Raw genomic sequence first — 19,329 nt, 5'->3', positions numbered from 1 at the left:
TCCGGCTTCCGGCACGGGTATGGTCTCCTCCGGGGAGGACAACATGATCGCCGAATCGCGTCTGCGCAGGGTGGGGGTGGTGCTGGCCGGCGGCGTCGGTCAGCGCGTGGGCCTCAACACCCCGAAACAGCTTCTCAAGATCGCCGGGAAGACGATCCTGGAGCACACCCTCGACGTGTTCGACGGCCACCCGGAGATCGACGAGGTCGTCGTCCTGATGGCTCCCGGCTTCGTCTCCGAGGCCGAGGAGCTCGTCAGGAGGAACGGCTACACCAAGGTCGGCCGGGTGCTCGAAGGCGGCGCGAGCCGCACCGAGACGACCTGGCGGGCGCTGTGCGCGCTGGGCGAGCAGGAGTGCGACGTGCTGCTGCACGACGCCGTACGGCCGCTGATCGAGCCCCGCATCATCAGCGAGTGCGTGGCCGCGCTCGAACGCTACGAGGCGGTCGAGGTGGCGATCCCCTCCTCCGACACGATCGTGGTGGCCGTCCCCGGCCCGCGGGGCGACATCATCCGCGACATCCCCGACCGCTCCCGGCTGCGCCGGGGGCAGACCCCGCAGTGCTTCCGCCTGTCGGTGATCAGGGCGGCGTACGAGCGGGCCCTGGCCGACCCCGAGTTCCCCTCGCTGCCCACGACGGACGACTGCGGCGTCGTGCTGCGTTACCTGCCCGACGTGCCGATCTACATCGTGCCCGGCAGCGAGCACAACATGAAGGTCACCCATCCGGTCGACGTCTTCATCGCCGACAAGCTCTTCCAGCTCGCCGAGAACACCGCGCCCGCGCTGGACGAGGAGGCCTACCGGGCCGGGCTGGAAGGCCGCACGCTCGTGGTCTTCGGCGGCAGCTACGGCATCGGCGCGGACATCGTCGCGCTGGCCAAGGGCTACGGCGCGAGCGTCCACTCGTTCTCCCGCAGCCAGAACGGCGTGCGCGTCGAGGACGTCGCCGCGGTGGAGGACGCGCTCGCCCGCGTGTACGCCGAGACCGGCCGGATCGACTACGTCGTCAACACGGCGGGCGTGCTGCACATGGGCAAGCTCGGCGAGTCCGGGCAGCACACGATCGAGGAGACCATCGGGATCAACTACCTCGGACCGGTCAACATCGCCCGCGCCTCGGTGAAATACCTGATGGAGACCCGAGGTCACCTGCTGCTCTACACCTCCTCGTCCTACACCCGCGGCCGGGCCGACTACAGCCTCTACTCCTCGACGAAGGCCGCCGTCGTCAACCTCACCCAGGCACTCGCCGACGAGTGGGCCTGCCAGGGTGTCCGCGTCAACTGCGTCAACCCCGAGCGCACCGCCACCCCCATGCGGCTGCGCGCGTTCGGCGACGAACCCGCCGGAACGCTTCTCTCCCCCGCCGCCGTCGCCCGCACCAGCATCGACGTGCTGCTGTCCCGCCTCACGGGACAGGTCGTGGACGTACGGCTCAACCGATGACCGCAACCATCTACGGAGGGACGGGCGCCCGCCCATGGGGGGAAACAACAAGGGGCGCAGGGCCCCGCACGCACTGGTCAGGCTGGCCCGGCGACCGGCGCTGAGAGGCCTGGCCGGTGGGCGCAGGGGCGCGTTCACCGCGCTCACGCTCGCGTCCTACCCGGCCCTGCTCGCGGCCGCCGTGTGGCCGCTGCCGGCGACCTTCGCTGTGCTCGTGCCGCTGTCGTACGCCGCGGAGATCGCGCTGCCGGGCCGGGCGGCGGGGATGCTGAGCCGGGCCCATCTCGGGGCCACGGTCCGCTTCCTGTCGCGTGAGACGGCCGTCGTCGTGCTGCTGGCGCGGCTGGCCCCGGGGCGTCCGTGGTGGTTCGCGGCGTTCGCCGCCGGGCTGTTCCTGTTCCACGGCCTGCGGGCGGTGCAGACGTGGCTCGCCGAGCACGTCGACCGGCGGCACCACCAGATGCCGGTGGTGACCCGCAACATCGACCTGCCCGCGCTGCGGGTCCCGCCCGCGCCACCGCGCGTGCTGCTCACCTGCCGGGGCGCCAAGCTGCTCTACCTCGACGCGCTCGCGGCCGTGCCGGCCGCGGCCGGGGCGGCGACGGGCCTGGGCTGGACGGGCGCGGCGGGCGCCGCCGCGGCCCTGGCGCTGGAGGTCGTCGCGGTGGCCCTGCTGCTGGCGCACGCGCGGCGGGCCAGGCATCTGGGCGACCGGCGCCGGGTGCTCGCGGCCGTGGACGAGTGGGTCGCCGCCTACCGGCCCGAGGTCGTCATGTACTTCTCCGGGCCGGTCACGGCGGCCTACCAGGCCACGATGTGGCTCGGGACGCTGGAGCGCATCAGCCCGAGGACGCTCGTGGTGCTGCGCGAGCGGGCCCAGGTCACGGCCATCGGATCGACGACGCTGCCGGTGGTGTGCGTCCCCTCCTCCGTCGACCTCATGAACTTCCGCTCGCTCGACGGCGTGCGGGTCGCGCTGTTCCCCGCCAACGTCGGCAACAACATCCACATGCTCCGGGTGCCGGGCGTGCGGAGCGTGTTCATCGGCCACGGCGACAGCGACAAGGAGGCGTCCTTCAACCCGTACACCAAGGTGTACGACGAGGTCTGGGTGGCCGGGCCGGCCGGGCGCGACCGCTACCTGCGCGCCCAGGTGGGCGTGCGCGACGAGGCCATCGAGGAGGTCGGCCGCCCCCAGCTCGCCGGGGTGCGGCGCACCAGCCCGTACGCCGAGGGGGCGGCGCCGCACCGGACCGTCCTGTACGCGCCCACGTGGGAGGGATGGAGCGACGACCTGTTCCACAGCTCGCTCGTCGCCATGGGCCCCGCGATCGTGCGCGCCCTGCTCGCCGAGCCGGTGCGGGTGATCTACAAGCCCCACCCGCTGACCGGCCACCGCTCGCAGGCCGCCCGTACGGCGCACCGGAAGATCATCAATCTGCTGTCCGAGAGCACCGGCATGCCGCACCTCGTCGTGACCGGCCGTGAGCCGTCGCTGTACGAGTGCTTCAACGAGGCCGACGTGCTGATCTCGGACATCTCCAGTGTGGTGTCGGACTTCGTGGCCAGCGGCAAGCCGTACGTCGTGGCCAACGTGGCGGGTCTGCCGGAGGACCGGTTCCGGGAGCGCTACGCGGCCGCCGGGGCGGCCTACCTGCTCGGGCCCGACCTGGCGGAGCTTCCCGGCGTCCTGCGCCGCATCGACGTGGCCGGAGAGGACGACATGGCCGCCGCCCGGCGGGCGCTGCGCGCCTACCTGCTCGGCGCCGACCAGCGGGACCCGCTGGCCCGCTTCGAGGAGGCCGTACGGCGTGCCGCCGCCCGCGCCGGGACCCGCGCCCGCTCCCTCGGCCTGAGCGCCCTCGATCCTGTCGTACACGAGTGAGATACTGACCGCGTCAACTCAGCGTATCGACGCGGACACGAAGGGACACCCGCCCATGGTCGCGATCTCACGCAAATCCCATGGTCCCGCTCTGGCACCCGTACCCGAGCGGCCACTGCCCGGCACTCCCCGTGAGCTGTTCGATTCGCTGCCCCCACTTCCGGGTCTGCGGACCGAGATCATCGACGGGAGATTGATAGTGAGCCCTGTGGGCACCCCCGAGCACGCCCGAGCGGCCATGCGTCTGTTCCGCGCGTTCATCCCCCTCATGGACGAGCGAGGGTGGGAGGGCTTCAGCGGCAACGTGGACGTGTGCATCGACGGCAGCCGGGATCCGGTAGAGCCAGACTTCGTCATCGCACCGTTCGACTGTCCGCGTTGGGGAAACCGGGAGTTGTTCTCTTCCGGACTTCTGCTGGTGGCCGAGGTGGTCTCGAAGGGGAGCGCGGAGGACGACCGCGGCAAGAAGCCGGTGATCTACGCCGGGGGCGATGTCCCGGTGATGCTCCTCGTGGACCCGCTGACGAGGCCGGCGTCGGTCACGGTCTACAGCGACCCCAAGGAAGGCCGATATCAGGTGACCTCGACGGTGCCGTTCGGGCGGGAGATCCTCGTCCCCCACCCGATCGGCTTCACGCTCGACACCTCAGTCTTCGAAGAGGTCCTCTAGCCTCGCCCGCTCCGGCTTCGGGCGGGGCTTGCTGAGCTTCGGGGGGCTGGTCAAAAAGCCCGTCCCCCACGACACGTGCATGGTGGCGTACACGACCGGCAGGCGGACGAGCGCGGCGCCGGGCAGCCCGCGGCCGGTGAGGACCGAGCCCGCCAGGATCGCCAGGAGATAGCCCCCCGGGATGATCAGGCCGGGCAGGAAGAAGGGCGAGACCACCAGGCCCAGCGCCATCGCCGCCACGGCGGCCGGCGGGGCGAGGTAACGCAGGTTGATCGTGCCCTGGTGCGTGCGAGAGACGACCCGCCGCCAGCGGCCGTAATGGAAGTACTGCTTGGCCAGGGCGCGCACGTTGGGCCGGGGACGGTAGGTGACGCGCATCCTCGGCTGGAACCACACCAGCCCGCCGGTCTCCCGGATGCGGTGGTTCATCTCCCAGTCCTGCGCGCGCAGGAAGTGCTCGTCGTAGCCGCCCACCCGGTCGAGGGCGCTGCGGCGGAACACGCCGAGGTAGACGGTGTCGGCCGGGCCGGCCTCCCCGCCCGTGTGGAACCGCGCGTTGCCCACGCCGATCTTCGAGGTCATGGCGCAGGCCACCGCCTGCTCGAACGGCGTGATCCCCTCGGCGGCCATGATGCCGCCGACGTTGTCGGCGCCGGTCTGCTCCAGCGTCTCCACGGCCGTACGAAGGTAGTCGCGGGGCAGGATCGCGTGTCCGTCGACCCGCGCGACGATGGGGTTGCGGGACGCCGCGATGGCGGCGTTCAGCGCGTTTGGGGTGCGGCCGGTGGGGTTCGGCACGACGACGACGCGGCGGTCCTCGGCCGCGATGGCGTCGGCGACCTCCTGCGTGCGGTCGTGGGAGGGCCCCACGCTGATGACGACCTCAAGAGGGCCCTCGTAGTCCTGTTCGAGGACCTGCCGTACGGCGTCGCGCAGGTGCCGTTCCTCGTTGAGCACCGGCATGATCACCGAAACCGGCGGCCAGGGCCGCGCGCGATTCTGGCTCGACTGTCGCGAGTCGGGAAAGGGCTTCATGGCGGCGCTCACGCTACTGTACGGAGGGGTGGAGACGGCAACCGGAGGACGGGAATGCCCGGCGACCATGAGGAGGACTCCGGCGTCCGCGTAGGGGGCGACGGGTACGGCGGGGTTAGGCTGACGGCGCAACGCGCCCGCCGGCGGAGGACGAGCCTCCGTTCCCTGGTCATTTCGGGCTCGCTGTCCGGAGTCGTGCTGATCGGCTCGGGCGTCGCGTGGCTCGCGCCGAACTACGCGCTCAACCGGATCCGCTCGGTGGACGCCGGAACGAGCGAGACCGAATCCACGGGCGCGATGAACATCCTGCTGGTGGGTGTGGACAAGCGCGACAACCTGACCAGGCGCCAGCAGAACCAGCTCCACCTCGGCCGCGACGTCGGGCAGCGCACCGACACGATGATGGTGATCCACCTGTCGGAGGACCACCGCAGGGTGACCGTGGTCAGCCTGCCGAGGGACACCTGGACGACGATCCCCGGCAAGGGCGAGCACAAGATCAACTCGGCGTACCAGTTCGGCGGCGCGAAGCTGGCGGTGAAGACGGTGGAGCAGGCGACGGGCCTGCGCGTCAACCACTACATCGAGGTCAACGTGCTCGGGTTCATCGACGTGGTGGAGTCGCTCGGCGGCGTCACCGTCTGCACGCCGGTGGCCATCGACGACCCGAAGACCAAACTGAACCTGCAGCCGGGGACGTACACGCTGGACGGCGTCAACGCGCTCGCGTACGCCCGCACGAGGGCCACGGCGCGCTCCGACCTCGACCGCATCGACCGGCAGCAGCAGGTCATCTCCGCGCTGCTCGGCAAGGCGCTCAGCGGCGGCACGCTGGCCAACCCCGCCAGGCTCGCCGGGTTCCTCGACTCCACGTTCAAGACGCTCACTGTCGACGCGGCCCTGCAGAAGAACCTGCTCGGCATGGTGAACCAGTTCAGGACCGTCTCGACCGACGACGTGTCGTTCGCGACCGTGCCGCTGGCCGATGTGAACTACCACACGCCCACGGGAGAGTCCGCGGTGCTGTGGGACAAGACGGCGGCCCGCGACCTGTTCCGGCGGATCGACGCCGACCAGCCCCTCGTCAAGCCCTCGGCGTCTCCTTCCGGCAGCCCTGCCGCGTCCGCGAGCGCCGTGGCCTCCCCCGCGTCCTCCCCTTCTGCCTCTCCGACGGCGCTCACGATCCCGCCGGGCCGCATCTCGGTCAAGGTGCTCAACGGCACGCTCATCACCGGTCTCGGCGCGACCACGAAGGCCGGCCTCGTCGAGGCCGGGTTCATGGTGCCGTCGCCTCCCGGCGACACGACCCGCCGCGACTTCGCCACCACGGTCATCCGCTATCCGCCCGGCCGCGAGGACTCGGCCCGTACGGTGGCCGCCGCCATCCCGGGTGCCGAGCTGCGCGAGCAACCCGACGTGGCCGGCATCGAGGTGGTGGTGGGCCAGAAGAACCACGACGTGAAGAAGGTGAAGGTCGCCGCGCCGGAAGGCGCCGCCGCGTCCGCGTCGCCCGCGCCGCAGGCGACCCCCTCCGCCCGCACCGCCACGCAGAACATCTGCAAGAAGTAACCGCCCCGGCCGCCACTCACGTCGGCCCGGCAGAACCGTCACACCCCCTCGACGCCGTTCCGACGCACAGGCCGGCCGCTGAGGGCCAACTGAGAAAGCGCCGGCTTTTGCCGCTCTCTCAGTTGGCGTCAATGACGGGCCACGGACTCGTCGCCATTGCGCTCGCGCCACAGGGCCAGGTGCCGGTCGGCGGCCTCCCTGGCCATGGCGGCGGAGACGGCCGAGACCGGTTCGCGGCGCCAATCGTCCAGCCGCCGCGCCATCCGGGCGACGAACCGCTCACCGGGGCGGGTGAGGGCGCCGCTGGTGAGGAGCGTGCCCGACACGGCGCGGGCCGCGTCGCGCCACCGGGCGAACTCGGCGCCGGCGCGGACCGCGTCCTGACCTCTCTCGTGGTGCCGCTGCCGGCGCCAGAAGCCCGCCACGCCGAGGAAGGCGTACGCGCCCTGGAGCAGGCCGCCGATCGGCCGGGGGTCGTCCCGCCAGGGCGCGTAGTAGCGGGCGCCGTCGTCCGGCAGGGTGAGCTGGACGATGTCCAGCAGTGCTGACAGCTTGGCGTGCTGGGTCTCGTGGGCGAGCGTGACCGCCAGCGTGTGCGGGTCCGGCGGGGCGGACAGCGCGATAGAGCCGAAGGTCTCCCGCGAGGTCGCGCTGGACAGGCCCTGCTCGGGCGGGGTGAGCGGGGTGAAGACGGTGATCGCCGTGGCGACCTCGTCGGCCACGCCGGGATGGTTGCGCGCCAGCAGGCCCCATGCCTCCTGGAGCACTTCCTGCCACCGCTCCGTCTCCGACTCGCTCAGGCGGCCGCGCAGGTTGCCCAAGCCGGGCATCCGATGCGGGTCGAGGTCGTCGACGAGCACCCGGAACCGCCGCCCGTCCGCCTCGGCCGACAGCGACCGCAGCCCCGCCCACCCGGGGGCGGCTCCCCCGATCCGTACGGCGATGCCCTCCACGCTCACCTCGGCGCCGTCGGGAGCGGAGTGGACCGTGGCGACGGCATCCCGTGCCGCGCTCGCGCCGGGCAGCGTGACCTGGCCCAGCGAGGGGATGGTGACCACCCCACCGGCCACCGGCACGTCGACCTCGCAGACCACGCCTGCCCGGACGACTGCCGCGGCGGCGACGGAGGCCAGTTGCTCGACACCCTCGCCGGTGCCGACGGCGTGCCGCGCCCACGCCCCCACCGAAGGGTGCCGGAGCACCGCGGCCACCGCCTCCGGATGCTCCGCCTGGACGGCCGCCAGCAGATCGTAGGCGCGCCGGGCGGCGGCCCACCGCGTGTGTCCGGCCCGCCGCGCGGCCTCCAGAACGCCCCGGACGAGCAGCAGGTGCTTGCTGTACTGGGCCGCGACCAGGCGGCCGACCCCGGATGCGCCCCCCGCGCCCGCGGCGAGCTCGTCGAACGCGTCGGCCGGGATCCGGTGCTCTGTCAGCTGCGGTGAGGTCATCCGGGTTCCTTGAATCGGAGTTCCTTGGGACGGGCCGGGAACCCTGCCTGGACGACGCCACCCGGCAGATGGGCGCCCGACAATCGGGACAACGGACCGAGGGGTTGTGGAAGCCTGCGCCGTGCCGATGACGGTGAGCGTCCGCTCATCCGCCGGCAGCGCTCCACGTCGAGAGTCGACGGCCAGTCGGCCACCGCGGATCAGCCTCCACGCTGGGGCTCCTCAGGGTGCCCAGCATAGTGAGATCACGCCGTCTGCCGGAGCATTTCCCTTGCCTGCTTGAGGAGGTCGGGCGGCAGCCGGTCGAGCACGCCGTTGACCACCTGGACGGCAGCCTTGGGCGTGCCCGCCCTGACCAGCGCCTCGGCCAGCGCCAGATGCGCCGCCATGTCGTTGGGCGCCCAGCTCAACGCGGCGGTGATGCGCTCGATCGCCTTCGCATGGTCCCCCTGCTCCAGCCACAACAGTCCGTCGGTTCGCAACACCCTGGCCACGCCGTCGAACCGCTGGCGTTCCGCGTAGAGTTCGGCCGCCTGCTCGCAGTGCCGTCGCGCGGTCTCGATCTCGCCGTTGGCGACCGCCACGTCGGCGAAGACCTCGGCCGCCTCGGCACGCACCCACGACTCGCCGAGGTCGGAGGCCCGCATCGCCTCGTCTGCGAGCCGCCGGGCCTGTTCCCACTTGCGTTCGGCCAGGGCGGTGCGGGCGGCCCGCAGGTATGCCTCAGGAGAGTCGGCGCGGGAGATCGGCCGGATGAGCCGGTCGTGAGCGAGCTCGTACCACCGGATGCCCCGCCGGTGCTCGGCTCGCAGGATGTGCCGGTCCTCCAGGGCCCTGGCGACCGCGTTGGGCATGCTCCGGGTCTGCTGCAGCCCCTCGTACACGACGTTGCGTGTGCCGTGCTCGGTGACGAACGTGTTGCGCAGCCAGAACCTGATCTCGCCGGCCGACATGGCGAACGTCTCGGCCACCTCGGCGACCGCCCGTTTGCAGAAGTCGTACAGGAACTCCTCCACGTCGGCGTACGCGCGGGCGTGCTGCTCGGTGATCTCGACGACGTCCGGGGGCAGGGACTCCCACAGCGCGGCGCAGACGACCTGGAGCTGCACGGGCTCGACGGTCTCCAGCGTGACCTCGGACACGTTGCCCGCCTCGTCGGCGATGACGGCGGTCCGCAGGTCGTCGACCAGCACCTCCGCGGCGGCCGGGGTGATCGTCCTGCCCGTGTCACGCAGCGGCCCCGCCACCGCCTCGCGGGCTGCCTCTGGAGTGAAGGGACGCAGATGGAAGCGGGCCCGCGAGCCCTGCCCGAACGGCCGCTCGTAGGGCAGGACGAGGAACAGGTACTCCTCCCGGAGGGACAGCAGCAGGTGAAGGCCGGTGTGCTCCTGCACGGCGGAGGTGAGCTGCTCCAGCAGCTCCGTCCGGTCGCGCTCTCCCGCCGGCCCGCCGTGGAACATCTCCTCCGCCTGGTCGAGCGCGGCGAGGATCGGCACCGGGTCACCGTACTCGTCGGTGCGCTCGGGCCGTCCGCGCAGGAACTCCGTCACGGTCAGGCCGGCGAGCGTACGCGGGTCCTGCTCAGGTGCCCAGCTGGACAGCAGCGCGGCCACGTACGGGTTGCCCGCGGACTCCGGCGGCCGGGTCCTGGGCAGGACCCTGGCGACCGGCAGCAGGTCGACCCGGGCGGGATCGAGCCGGGGCAGCACGCCGGCCTGCAACAGTGACGTCTTGCCCACGCCGGAGGCTCCGTACAGGACGGTGAGCCCCGCCGCCCCCCACAAGGTGGCGATCTCCCGCGCCTCCCGGTCGCGGCCGTGGAACAGGGCGCTCTCGTCCCGCCTGTACGGGCGCAGCCCGACATAGGGGCGGGCGGGGGTCGGGGCGGAGGATCCGGTCGCCGTCATGCCGTCCTCAATCTGTCGAGCAGTTCCTCGAAGAAGTCCTCTGTGCTGCCGATGTAGATGGAGATGTGCCAGCCGTCGAGGTAGCGCTCCAGGTACTCCTCCGCCTTCTGCGCGGCCCCGGCGACCGTCTCGCTCAGCTCCGGCAGGAGCTGGACGCTGACGTGGCGCCGTCTCCGGTTCTGCGGGATCGGCCGGATCAGGCCGTGGAAGAGCACCCGGAAGTTCCAGTCCTGCAGGCTGTAGCCCACGAACAGCAGCGGGCTGGCGGTCATCGCGGCGAGCACGGGGGTGGGTAACGGCTGGCGGACGCCGGAAGCCCGCGCGTCGACCATGTTGACCAGATACGTCAGGTAGTCGTCCTCGGTCAGCACGAGAGACGCGGGGTCGTCCCACTGACCGTGCAGGTGGTAGACCAGCGGCCGATCCTGCGTCGGTTCGAGCAGCGGGACCTCGTCCGCCTCGGTGTCCCACCACGTCGAGGTGCACGCCTCCGGCGACTTGCGTTCGGCCCGGCACCGCTGCAGCGCCTGGACCATGAAGTCGTCGTAATTGGTGGTGACGAATGTGGGGATGGGAAATTCCGCGAGCACCATGTGCGGATCGAGCCGGTTCTGAGTCCTACCGGCCCGATACTGCTTCAGGTAGGTGCAAACCTCGTGCTTGAGCTCAACCGGGTCCTGGCCCACGAGTGCGGCGTACTGCATCACGCGGGCCAGGTTGTCCGCGTCGGCGAACGGATATTTGTACTCGTGTGCGAAATGTCGGCTGAGTTCGGCGCCGGTAGGCAGCCTGCCGAAGCAGGAACCGGCGCCGAGAAGGGGCGTGCAATCACCTCTGCGGAGCTGCCTGATAAGCCGGTCCCAGTCCGCATCGTTCACACGTCATCCCGAAGGTCGCCGCATTGTTATCTGATGACTGGATTATGACCCACAGCGGCGGCGAGGTAACGGAGATCGGTTTGCGGGCGGCCCGGATTTGGCGTGCGGGCCTGCTCAGATAGCGGACTGGAAGCCGGCGTAGGGAACCGAGCCGTCCCCCTCGACCAGACGGCGCAGGGCCGGCGCGAGGACGTCGTCGCCCACCTGTCCGAGTTCGCCAAGGCTCAGGCCCGTGACATCGATAAGGTCGCCACCGTACTCACTGCCGGTTATGTCGCCCATGGCACTCCTTGTCCATCAAACTGACGGACCTCATCTTCCCACGCCCCACGCGAGGTGCCATCAGTCTGACGCCTTGACTCTTCAATACACGAGCCGTTGCGGCCTAAGCTTTGTCCAAACCACTGAGGCCCGATCTGGATGGCAGCGTGTCTGTTTCGCACTTTTCGGCGGACTCTGGTCGCATGCCCGCCATTTGGGGCAGAGTCCCGCAGCAGAACAAGAACTTCACCGGACGCCGGGACCTGCTCGACAGGCTGCGGAACGATCTCAAGTCCGAGACCACGGCAGCCGTGCTCCCCCACGCCCTGCACGGGCTGGGCGGCGTGGGCAAGACCCAGCTCGCCATGGAGTACGCCTACCGCTACCGGCGCGACTACGACCTCGTGTGGTGGATTCCCGCCGACCAGCCCATGCTCGTGAAGTCGTCGCTCGCGGGGCTCGCCAGAGAGCTGAACCTGCCGAACGCCGCCTCTTCCGGGGTCGAGGACGCGGCCGAAGCCGTGCTGGACGCGCTGCGCCGCGGCGAGCCGTACGACAGATGGCTGTTGATCTTCGACAACGCCGACGACCCCGAACACATCAACGACATCATCCCTCGCGGCCCCGGTCACGTGCTGATCACCTCGCGCAACCACAGCTGGCAGGGCGTCGTCGACACGGTCACCGTCGACGTCTTCGAGCGCGAGGAGAGCGTCGAGTTCCTCCGGCGCCGGGTGCCGAAGGGCATGACCGACGAGCAGGCGGACCGGTTGGCCGAGGCACTCGGCGACCTACCGCTGGCGCTCGAACAGGCCGGCGCGTTCCAGGTCGAGTCAGGCATGTCGGTCGACGAGTACCTGCGGCTGCTCCGGGAGCAGACCACGCGGTTACTCGGAGCCAACAAGCCCTCGGACTATCCCCTGTCCATGACCGCCGCGTGGGCGCTGTCCGTGGCGCAGCTCAAGAAGAAAATGCCCGAGGCGGTGGAACTGCTGCGCTGCTGCGCGTTCTTCGGGCCCGAACCCATTCCCCGTGACCTTTTCGAGCCGCTGCCCGAGCGCTTCTCCGCCGGGTCGCGAATGGCCGCCCTGCTCGACGACCCGATCCAGGTGAGCCGGGCCGTCCGGGAGCTCGGGCGCTACGCGCTCGTCCGCATGGACTCGGAGAGCCGCACCATCCAAGTCCACCGGCTGATCCAGGCGCTGCTGCGCGACGAACTCGACGACGCCGAGCGCGCCGCGTTCCGACGTGAGGTGCACCTGCTGCTGGCCTCCGCCGCCGCGCCGTACGAGCCGGACGACAACGTGTCCTGGCCTCGCTACGGCGGGCTGCTCGGCCATGTCACCCCCGCCGACATCGCGGGCAGCCGGGACCCCCACATCCGCGCCTTCGCGCTGGACATCGTCCGCTACCTCTATTCGTCGGGCGACTTCCTGTCGGCCCGGGCTCTGGTCGAGCGGTTCATCGATCGCTGGCGGGACGACAGCGGAGACGACGACCGGTACGTGCTGGCCGCCCACCGCCACCAGGCGATCGTCATCAGGGAACTGGGCGACATCCAGGAGTCGTTCGACCTGAACCGGCGGGTGCTGGCACGCATGCGGCAGGTCCTCGGCGACGACGACGAGGAGACGCTCCTCATCACCAACAGCCACGGGGCCGACCTGCGCTTCCGCGGCGACTTCGAGGCGGCGCTGGAACATGACAGGGAGTCGCTGCGCAGGCACGAGGCGGTCTTCGGTCCGTCTCACAGGCGAACGCTGCGCGTCATGAACAACCTGGCGCTCGACCACCTGCTGCTCGGCGACTACACGACGGCGCGAGAGCTGCAGTCCAGGACGTTCGCCATGCAACGGCAGCCGGGGTCGGGCTCCAGCAAGCAGAACGTGCTGTCCTCGTGGAACGGCCTGGCCCGCATCCTGCGGCTGAACGGTGAATATCAACAGGCCTGCGACATCGGTGAGGACGCCTACGACTACGGCGTGCAGGAGCTGGGCCGCGAGCACCCCTGGACGCTGCGCACCGCCAAGGACCTGTCGATCGCCAAACGCCGTGCCGGTCTCGCCGAGGAGGCGCTGGACCTGGCCCGGGTCACCTATGAGCTGCAGGAGCGCACCTTCGGTCTGGACCATCCCGACACCATGGCCGCGGCGCTGTGCCTGGCCAACGCGCAGCGCGCCTCGGGAGCGATCGGCGACGCGCTCACCCTGCTGCAGGACATGGCGGCCCGCTATCCGCGCATGTACGGCGACGACCACCCGTTCAAATACGGCTGCGAGACCAACCTCGCGCTGCTGCTTCGCGTGGACGGACAGGCGGACCAGGCCAGGGAGATCGACGCCCGGGCGCTGGACGGCTTCGACCGCCGGCTCACCCGGGACCACCACTTCTCGCTCACCTGCGCGATCAACCTCGCCAGCGACCTGGCGGAGCTGGGCGACCCCGAGGGTGCCAGGGATCTCGGCGAGAACACTCTGGAACGGCTGCGGGCCCTGCTCGGCGAGGATCACCCGCTGACCCTCGCGGGCGCGGCCAACCTCGTCTTGGACCTGAAGGCGCTTGGGGCCGTCGCCGAGGCGGAGGCACTCCTGGCGGACACGATCGACCGGTACTCGCGGGGGCTCGGCACCGACCACCCCGACGCCCTGGCGACGCAGGACGGTCGCCGCCTCGACTTCGACTTCGACCCGCCGGTCCTGTGACCCGGCGCCCCCCCCGCAGGCGGGAAGCGATTCGTCGGCGCGCGGGACGCGGCACCCGTGGGGGTTCCCCCGGCCTGGCCGCCCGGCCTCCGTCAGGGGGAGAGAAGACCGTGGCGGGGAAAGCCGGTGGGCGGGAGTGCCTCCGACGATCGAGTTGCTGCCGTCCGGGCCGAGTTCGCGCTGGATGATGGAGGGGAGGCTGTGAAGTCATCGGGCGAGGCGGCCGGGGGAGGTGCTACCGGGCCTGCGTCCCGATGGCGCCGCGGACCGCGTCGAGGAGCGTGGCGGCTCTCCGGTCCGGTACGCCTTCCCGGATGTGGTTCATGACGTAGCCGAAGGCCAGGCCGGTCGCCGGGTCGGCGAAGCCCAGCGATCCGCCGTAGCCGGGGAACCCGAAGGCGGTCGGGCTGTACCAGAAGGCGTCGGGCGTCGGCAGGCCGAACCCGGTGGCGATCCGGACGGGCACGCGCAGGACACGGTCCACACCGCTGACCTGCTCTGCGGTCGCCGCCGCCAGGGTGGCGGGTGAGAGGATGCGATGCCCGTCGACCTCCCCGATGAGCGCTGCGTAGAAGCGGGCCAGGGCGCGGGCGGTGCAGATGCCGTTGGTGGACGGCATCTCCGCGAGCTGCTCGGCCGGGTCGTCGTGGTTCAGCATCGGCGTGACGACCGTCATCGCCCGCATGGTCAGCGACGTGGGATCGGCATAGGCTCTCATCACCTCGCGCGCGGGCTCGGGAAGGGCCTCCAGGTCGATCCCGGCCAGTGCGTCGAGGTCGATCGGGGCGGTGACGATCCGGCTGACCCGGTGCCGCTCGGATTCCGGCAGCCCGATCCACAGGTCCAGGCCGAGCGGCGCGGCGATCTCCTCGGCGAGGAACGTGCCGAGACTGCGGCCGGTCACCCGGCGGACCACCTCGCCGACCAGCCAGCCGTACGTGTGGGCGTGGTAGCCGTGATCGGTGCCCGGCTCCCAGAACGGCCGCTGGGCGGCCAGCGCGGTCACCATCGGGTGCCAGGAGATCGCCTCCGCCCGACTGACCGGATGATCGAGCGCGGGCAGTCCGGCCTGGTGGGTGAGCAGCCAGCGGACCGGGATCCGGTCCTTTCCGCATGCCGCGAACTCCGGCCAGTAGTCGGCGACGGGCGCGTCGAGGTCCAGCTCGCCGCGCTCGGCCAGCAGGTGCGCACAGGCGGCGGTGACGCCCTTGGTGGTGGAGAACACGACCTGCAGGGTGTCTCGCTCCCAGGGGCGGCCGATCCCGGGGTCGGCGATCCCGCCCCACAGGTCGACGACCTTCCGGCCGTGCAGGTAGACGGCGACCGCGGCGCCCACGTCCTGCCCGCCGGCCAGATTGGCCGCGAACGCCTCACGTACCGCTTCGAATCCGGGTGCGGTCTCGCCGCCGATTCCGGGCATGCGTCATCGCCTTCGTTATGGGATTGATCGGGGGAAAGTGCTATCTCCGCCAGTGCCCGATGAGCCAGGCGCAGATCTCCGGCTCGGTCATCTCGGGAAACTCTTCGGACAGCGTGACGAGCGCGCGCAGCGCCTCGTCCCGGTCCATGCCTCGCGCCGCCGCTTCTTTCAGGTATTCCTGCCGTGCGGCGGTGGGACGTCCGCCGCCCGCGCCACGGCCAGGCAGGCGGGAGCGCCACTCGACGATCTCCGCCAGCCGGTCAGGCCGCCAGCCGGGAGCTCCGTCGACCTCGACATCGGGTTCGGGGAACGGGTGCTCGGAACCGCCGGGATAGCGGGAGCGCCACTTGTGCACCGCGTGCCGGCTCACGCCCAGCGCCTCGCCGATGCCGACGACGCCGAGGTACCGCTCGGTCATGGTGCACCAACTCTGTCTGTACGGCCTCCTTCGCGGATCTCATTACTACCACGGGCACGACGAAGCCCCGCAAAGACACTACGGTAACTTCGTCCCCTACAGAGACAAAGTTAGATCAGGAGGTGGGACATCGTCAACGGCCCGGAAAGCCGGCGGCCCCGCCCGGACGTCGCAGGAGGGGCGTCCACGACTGCCCAGGATTCATGACTTCGCGGTCAGGCCCAGGATGAGGGTGTCCAGCGCGAGGCGGGCCAGCCGGACGGCCTCCTCCCCGGACAGCGCCTGGAGCGGCCCGTGGACGCGCAACTCGGCGAGGCCGTGAACGGTGGACCAGCAGGACCACTCGGCATCCGTACGGCGAACCGGCGCCATGACTCCCGCCCGCGTCATCTCGTCGAGAATGCCGAGCAGGATGAGGTGGGGCGGGGGCGGGCCCCCTCCTCGACTCCATCCGGCGGCGCCTCCTGCGAGGCGCAGGCGAGCTCGTACCAGCCGGGAGTGGACTGGGCAACCTCCATATACGCCAGCCCGAAGGCCCGCAGCCGTTCGGTGGATCGCCGCGCGGGGTCGAGGCCGGGCGTGATCGCGTCGAGCCGGTCGATGATGGAGCGGGTGCACGGGCAGGACATCGCCCGCCCGCTGCACCGTGACCGGCCGCTCCCGGCGGGTCCCGCGGTCGCGGCCCTGACCTACGTCGCCGGCGACCGCTTCTACGACGCGCCCGCGCGTCTCGCAGACCTTCACCTCGTCGCCACCGACGTGGACTGGACGTCCGGCAGCGGGCAGGAGATCAGCGGCACGGCCGGCGACCTGCTCCTGATCGCGACGGGGCGTCCGGCCGGGCTGGCCGGCCTGTCCGGTCCCGGGATGGACGTCCTGACCGCACGGATGCAGGGCCCGGCGCCCCGGCTCGGCCGATGAGCGTCGGCGACGGGCCGTCTCACCGGCGCGCGGGACGCGGCATCGGTGGGGGTTCCCCCGGCAGGCGGAGCGTGCGGTGGACCATCTGATGCAGATAGGTGCGGAAGCGCCACAGCGCGCCGGGGTGGTTGTGGTCGTATCGCTGGCCCGACCTGTCGTACACGCCGCTCTGCACGAAGCTGTGCACGCACCAGATCACCGCGTTGATCGTGTAGTCCACGTCCACGTTCGGGGCGGTCACCATCGGGGCGATGGTGTCGATCACGAACTGCGCCGCCGGCGCGGCGTACATCGGCTCCAGTTCAGGGATGTCCGTGGCGTCGGCGAGCCACCTGTGGGTGTAGAGCGCCGGATATTCCGGCTGGTTGCAGCAGAAGTCGATGTAGCGGTCGAGGAGCCGATGCAGGGCGACGATCTTCTGGTCGGGCGGCGCGCCGACGATGTCCTTGATCCCTTTCTCCAGGACGGCATTGTGGGCGCTGTTCATGCGGTCCATGACCTCGAGATAGATCTCTCGCTTGTCGCCGAACTGCCGCTTGACGGAGGCCACGTCAGTGCCCGCGGCATCGGCGATCTGCCGTAGGTCCGTGCCGTCGTAACCCAGCCCGGCGAACAGGCGGGTCGCCACCTGGAGAACGCGGTCGGACAGGTCCCCGTTGCCCGTACCCGTCATGCGGTAGTCGGTTCCCGCCTGGATCCCCCCTAATCACCGTATGGCGGGCCCGATCCGGAACTGTTCCGGACGCTCGCCGGGCTTGTGCGGGTTCGCGGCGGGCAGGGATCTTCGTGGGGTTCTCTTCAGACGCTCCTCGCGAGACGCCTACGGAGGTCCCGTCGTGCACCGATCATCCGATCCGGAGGGCGGATCGAACCTTCGGTTCGGGTTGCTGGGCCCGGTCGAGGTCAGGAGGAACGGCAGGCCCGTCCCGCTCGGCTCGCCCAAACAGCGCGCTCTGCTGACCGCGCTGCTGCTCGAACCCAATCGGGTCGTGTCGATCGACCGGCTGGTCATGGCCGTGTGGGACGAGGAGCCGCCCCGCTCGGCCGTCGCCAACGTCCGCACCTACGTCAACCGGCTGCGGGGCACGCTCGGCGACGGCGACCGGCTGACGGCCCGGCCGCCCGGCTACGTCCTCACCGTGCGTTCCGGCGAGCTCGACGTGAGCGAGTTCGCCGACGCCCTGCGGCAGGGCAGGCAGGCGCTGTCGGCCGGGCGGCCGGAGACGGCGCTGCGGCACCTGTCGGCCGCCCTCACCCGATGGCGCGGCGCGCCGGCCGAGGACGTGCCCAGGTCGGCGGCGCTCGGCCCGCGCCTGGACGCGCTCGCCGAGCAGCGCTGCCTGGCCCTGGAGGCGCAGGCCGAGGCCCGCCTCATGCTGGGCGAGCACGCCGAGGCGGTGCCGGAGCTTCGGGAGACGGTGGCCGCCCATCCCACCAGGGAGCGGCTGTGGGGCAGCCTCATGCTCGCGTTGTATCGCACCGGCGACTCCGCCGCCGCGCTGGCCGCGTACGGGCAGGCGCGCGCGTTCCTGGCAGAGGAGCTGGGCGTCGAGCCCGGTCCCGAGCTGGCCGAGCTGCACCGGCGCGTTCTCCACCGGGATCCCGCGCTCCTGGCGGTTCCCCCGCTCCCCGCCCTCGATCCGTCCCACCCGGCTCCCATAACGAAAACAGGGCCGAAAACAGGGCCGACGACGGGGCCGACACCGGCGCCGGTCGCGGGTCCCGGAAGCCTCGTGAATCTCGTGGGCCGCGATCCGGAGCTGAACGAGCTCTTGGCAGCGATCAACGCCGCACCCCCGCGGCCCGTCCGCCCCGTCGCCGTGCACGGCCCCGCGGGGGTGGGCAAGTCGGCCCTGGCCCTGCACGCCGTACGGATGGCGGCCCCGGCCTTCCCCGGCGGCGTGTTCCACGTCGATCTGCGGACCCTTCCCCGGCCCGGCGCGTACGAGACCCTGGCCCGGCTGCTGGGGCTGCTGGGACTGGCGGACGACGAGATCGCCGCCGACCTCGACGACGCGGTGCTCCAGCTCGGGAACGCCACGGCCGGCAGGCGGGTGCTCGTCCTTCTCGACAACGTGACCGACGAGGGGCAGGTGCGCCCGCTGATCGGCGCCTGTCCCGGCTGCCGGCTCGTCATCACCAGCAGGATGGTGCTCGGGGCGCTCGACGACGTCGACCACCTGCCGCTCGCTCCCCTGACCGACGACGCGGCGTACGAGCTGCTGGTGCGGCTCTGCGGCCGGGACCGGGTCGATCCCGAGCAGGTGAGGAGGGTGGCCCGGCTCTGCGACAACCTGCCGCTCGCGCTGCGGATCGCGGGCAAGCGGCTGGCGGTCCGGCGGGAGTGGACGCTGGCGGCATTCGCCGACATGCTGGCCTGCGAGGAGCACCGGCTCGACCTGCTGACCTGCGGTGACCTTTCCGTGCGCAGCGCCCTCGACCTCGACTACCAGGCCCTGCGGCAGTGCGGGGGGACGGCGAACGGCAGCGCGCTCGCCCTGTTCCACCGCCTCGGCGAGCTCGGCATGGCCGACTGCGGGTCGGCGACGGCGGCGGGGCTCCTGGGCCGCGACCGGCGTACGGCGTGGGCGGCGCTCGGCAGGCTGGCCGATCTCCGCCTGATGAAGCCGATCGCCCCGGACCACTACCGGATGAACGACCTCACCCGCCTGTACGCCCTGGAGATCGCCAGAGCCACCGGAAAACCCGCGAACGGGAATTCGGCCGTCTAGGGTGGCTATTTGAAAGCGGAGCGCCCTTCGCTC

At 71.2% G+C, this 19,329-nt stretch carries 16 protein-coding genes; 7 read left to right on the top strand and 9 right to left on the bottom strand.

All coding sequences use genetic code 11. The features are described from left to right. The first annotated feature begins 43 nt into the window (after positions 1-43). Genes FLX08_RS27290 through FLX08_RS27280 form a run of 3 tightly spaced genes read left to right on the top strand, consistent with a single transcriptional unit; the run spans position 44 to position 4,005 of the window. The gene (locus FLX08_RS27290) at positions 44-1,450 is read left to right on the top strand and encodes a bifunctional cytidylyltransferase/SDR family oxidoreductase (protein ID WP_142622790.1); all 1,407 of its coding nucleotides are present in this window, start codon (positions 44-46) and stop codon (positions 1,448-1,450) included. A 34-nt stretch (positions 1,451-1,484) separates the two neighbouring features. Beyond that, a complete protein-coding gene (locus FLX08_RS27285; RefSeq protein ID WP_142622788.1) occupies positions 1,485-3,335 on the top strand; it encodes a CDP-glycerol glycerophosphotransferase family protein in 1,851 nt (616 codons plus the stop codon). 55 nt (positions 3,336-3,390) lie between these two features. Then, entirely contained in the window at positions 3,391-4,005 is a 615-nt protein-coding gene (locus FLX08_RS27280) for a Uma2 family endonuclease (protein ID WP_142622786.1), read from the top strand. Here FLX08_RS27280 and FLX08_RS27275 read toward each other — a convergent pair. Beyond that, positions 3,982-5,040, bottom strand: coding sequence for a glycosyltransferase family 2 protein (locus FLX08_RS27275; protein ID WP_142622783.1), 1,059 nt, complete (start codon positions 5,038-5,040; stop codon positions 3,982-3,984). The two genes, FLX08_RS27280 and FLX08_RS27275, sit on opposite strands and share 24 nt — an antisense overlap. A 54-nt stretch (positions 5,041-5,094) precedes the next feature. Here FLX08_RS27275 and FLX08_RS27270 point away from each other — a divergent pair, with 54 nt between their 5' ends. Next, a complete protein-coding gene (locus FLX08_RS27270) occupies positions 5,095-6,609 on the top strand; it encodes an LCP family protein (RefSeq protein ID WP_142622781.1) in 1,515 nt (504 codons plus the stop codon). A gap of 128 nt (positions 6,610-6,737) precedes the next feature. On the opposite strand, the gene FLX08_RS27265 is transcribed toward FLX08_RS27270, so the two are convergent. From FLX08_RS27265 to fxsA, 4 genes are all read right to left on the bottom strand, one after another. Next, entirely contained in the window at positions 6,738-8,057 is a 1,320-nt protein-coding gene (locus FLX08_RS27265; RefSeq protein ID WP_142622780.1) for an HEXXH motif domain-containing protein, read from the bottom strand. A gap of 245 nt (positions 8,058-8,302) precedes the next feature. After that, complete coding sequence (locus FLX08_RS27260) at positions 8,303-9,964, bottom strand: nSTAND1 domain-containing NTPase (RefSeq protein WP_142622778.1); 1,662 nt, start codon at positions 9,962-9,964, stop codon at positions 8,303-8,305. Further along, the gene (locus FLX08_RS27255) at positions 9,961-10,842 is read right to left on the bottom strand and encodes an SIR2 family NAD-dependent protein deacylase (protein ID WP_142622776.1); all 882 of its coding nucleotides are present in this window, start codon (positions 10,840-10,842) and stop codon (positions 9,961-9,963) included. The genes FLX08_RS27260 and FLX08_RS27255 overlap by 4 nt, the downstream gene beginning before the upstream one ends. Positions 10,843-10,956: 114 nt before the next feature. Then, entirely contained in the window at positions 10,957-11,124 is a 168-nt protein-coding gene (fxsA, locus tag FLX08_RS27250; RefSeq protein ID WP_142622774.1) for an FxSxx-COOH cyclophane-containing RiPP peptide, read from the bottom strand. A gap of 182 nt (positions 11,125-11,306) precedes the next feature. Between fxsA and fxsT the strand changes: the two genes are divergently transcribed. Beyond that, positions 11,307-13,805, top strand: a complete 2,499-nt coding sequence (gene fxsT, locus FLX08_RS27245; protein WP_167530593.1) for an FxSxx-COOH system tetratricopeptide repeat protein — start codon at positions 11,307-11,309, stop codon at positions 13,803-13,805. Between the two features lie 235 nt (positions 13,806-14,040). Here the strand turns inward: fxsT and FLX08_RS27240 are convergent, their stop codons facing one another. The 3 genes from FLX08_RS27240 to FLX08_RS27230 form a co-directional block, all read right to left on the bottom strand. After that, a complete protein-coding gene (locus FLX08_RS27240) occupies positions 14,041-15,225 on the bottom strand; it encodes a serine hydrolase domain-containing protein (RefSeq protein ID WP_142622770.1) in 1,185 nt (394 codons plus the stop codon). A gap of 40 nt (positions 15,226-15,265) precedes the next feature. Then, positions 15,266-15,643, bottom strand: a complete 378-nt coding sequence (locus tag FLX08_RS27235; protein WP_142622768.1) for a hypothetical protein — start codon at positions 15,641-15,643, stop codon at positions 15,266-15,268. Positions 15,644-15,844: 201 nt separating this feature from the next. Next, complete coding sequence (locus FLX08_RS27230; protein ID WP_142622766.1) at positions 15,845-16,033, bottom strand: hypothetical protein; 189 nt, start codon at positions 16,031-16,033, stop codon at positions 15,845-15,847. A 108-nt stretch (positions 16,034-16,141) separates the two neighbouring features. Between FLX08_RS27230 and FLX08_RS27225 the strand changes: the two genes are divergently transcribed. Then, entirely contained in the window at positions 16,142-16,564 is a 423-nt protein-coding gene (locus tag FLX08_RS27225) for a maleylpyruvate isomerase mycothiol-dependent enzyme family protein (RefSeq protein ID WP_142622765.1), read from the top strand. Positions 16,565-16,583: 19 nt separating this feature from the next. Here the strand turns inward: FLX08_RS27225 and FLX08_RS27220 are convergent, their stop codons facing one another. Beyond that, the gene (locus tag FLX08_RS27220) at positions 16,584-17,237 is read right to left on the bottom strand and encodes a TetR/AcrR family transcriptional regulator (RefSeq protein ID WP_142622763.1); all 654 of its coding nucleotides are present in this window, start codon (positions 17,235-17,237) and stop codon (positions 16,584-16,586) included. Between the two features lie 163 nt (positions 17,238-17,400). Here FLX08_RS27220 and FLX08_RS27215 point away from each other — a divergent pair, with 163 nt between their 5' ends. Beyond that, complete coding sequence (locus tag FLX08_RS27215; protein ID WP_167530592.1) at positions 17,401-19,296, top strand: AfsR/SARP family transcriptional regulator; 1,896 nt, start codon at positions 17,401-17,403, stop codon at positions 19,294-19,296. The last annotated feature ends 33 nt before the right edge of the window (positions 19,297-19,329 follow it).

The organism is Microbispora hainanensis, assembly GCF_006874475.1.
GTDB lineage: Bacteria > Actinomycetota > Actinomycetes > Streptosporangiales > Streptosporangiaceae > Microbispora > Microbispora hainanensis.
Note: the sequence above shows the minus strand (reverse complement) of the source record. Positions and strands in the feature narration are given on the sequence as shown.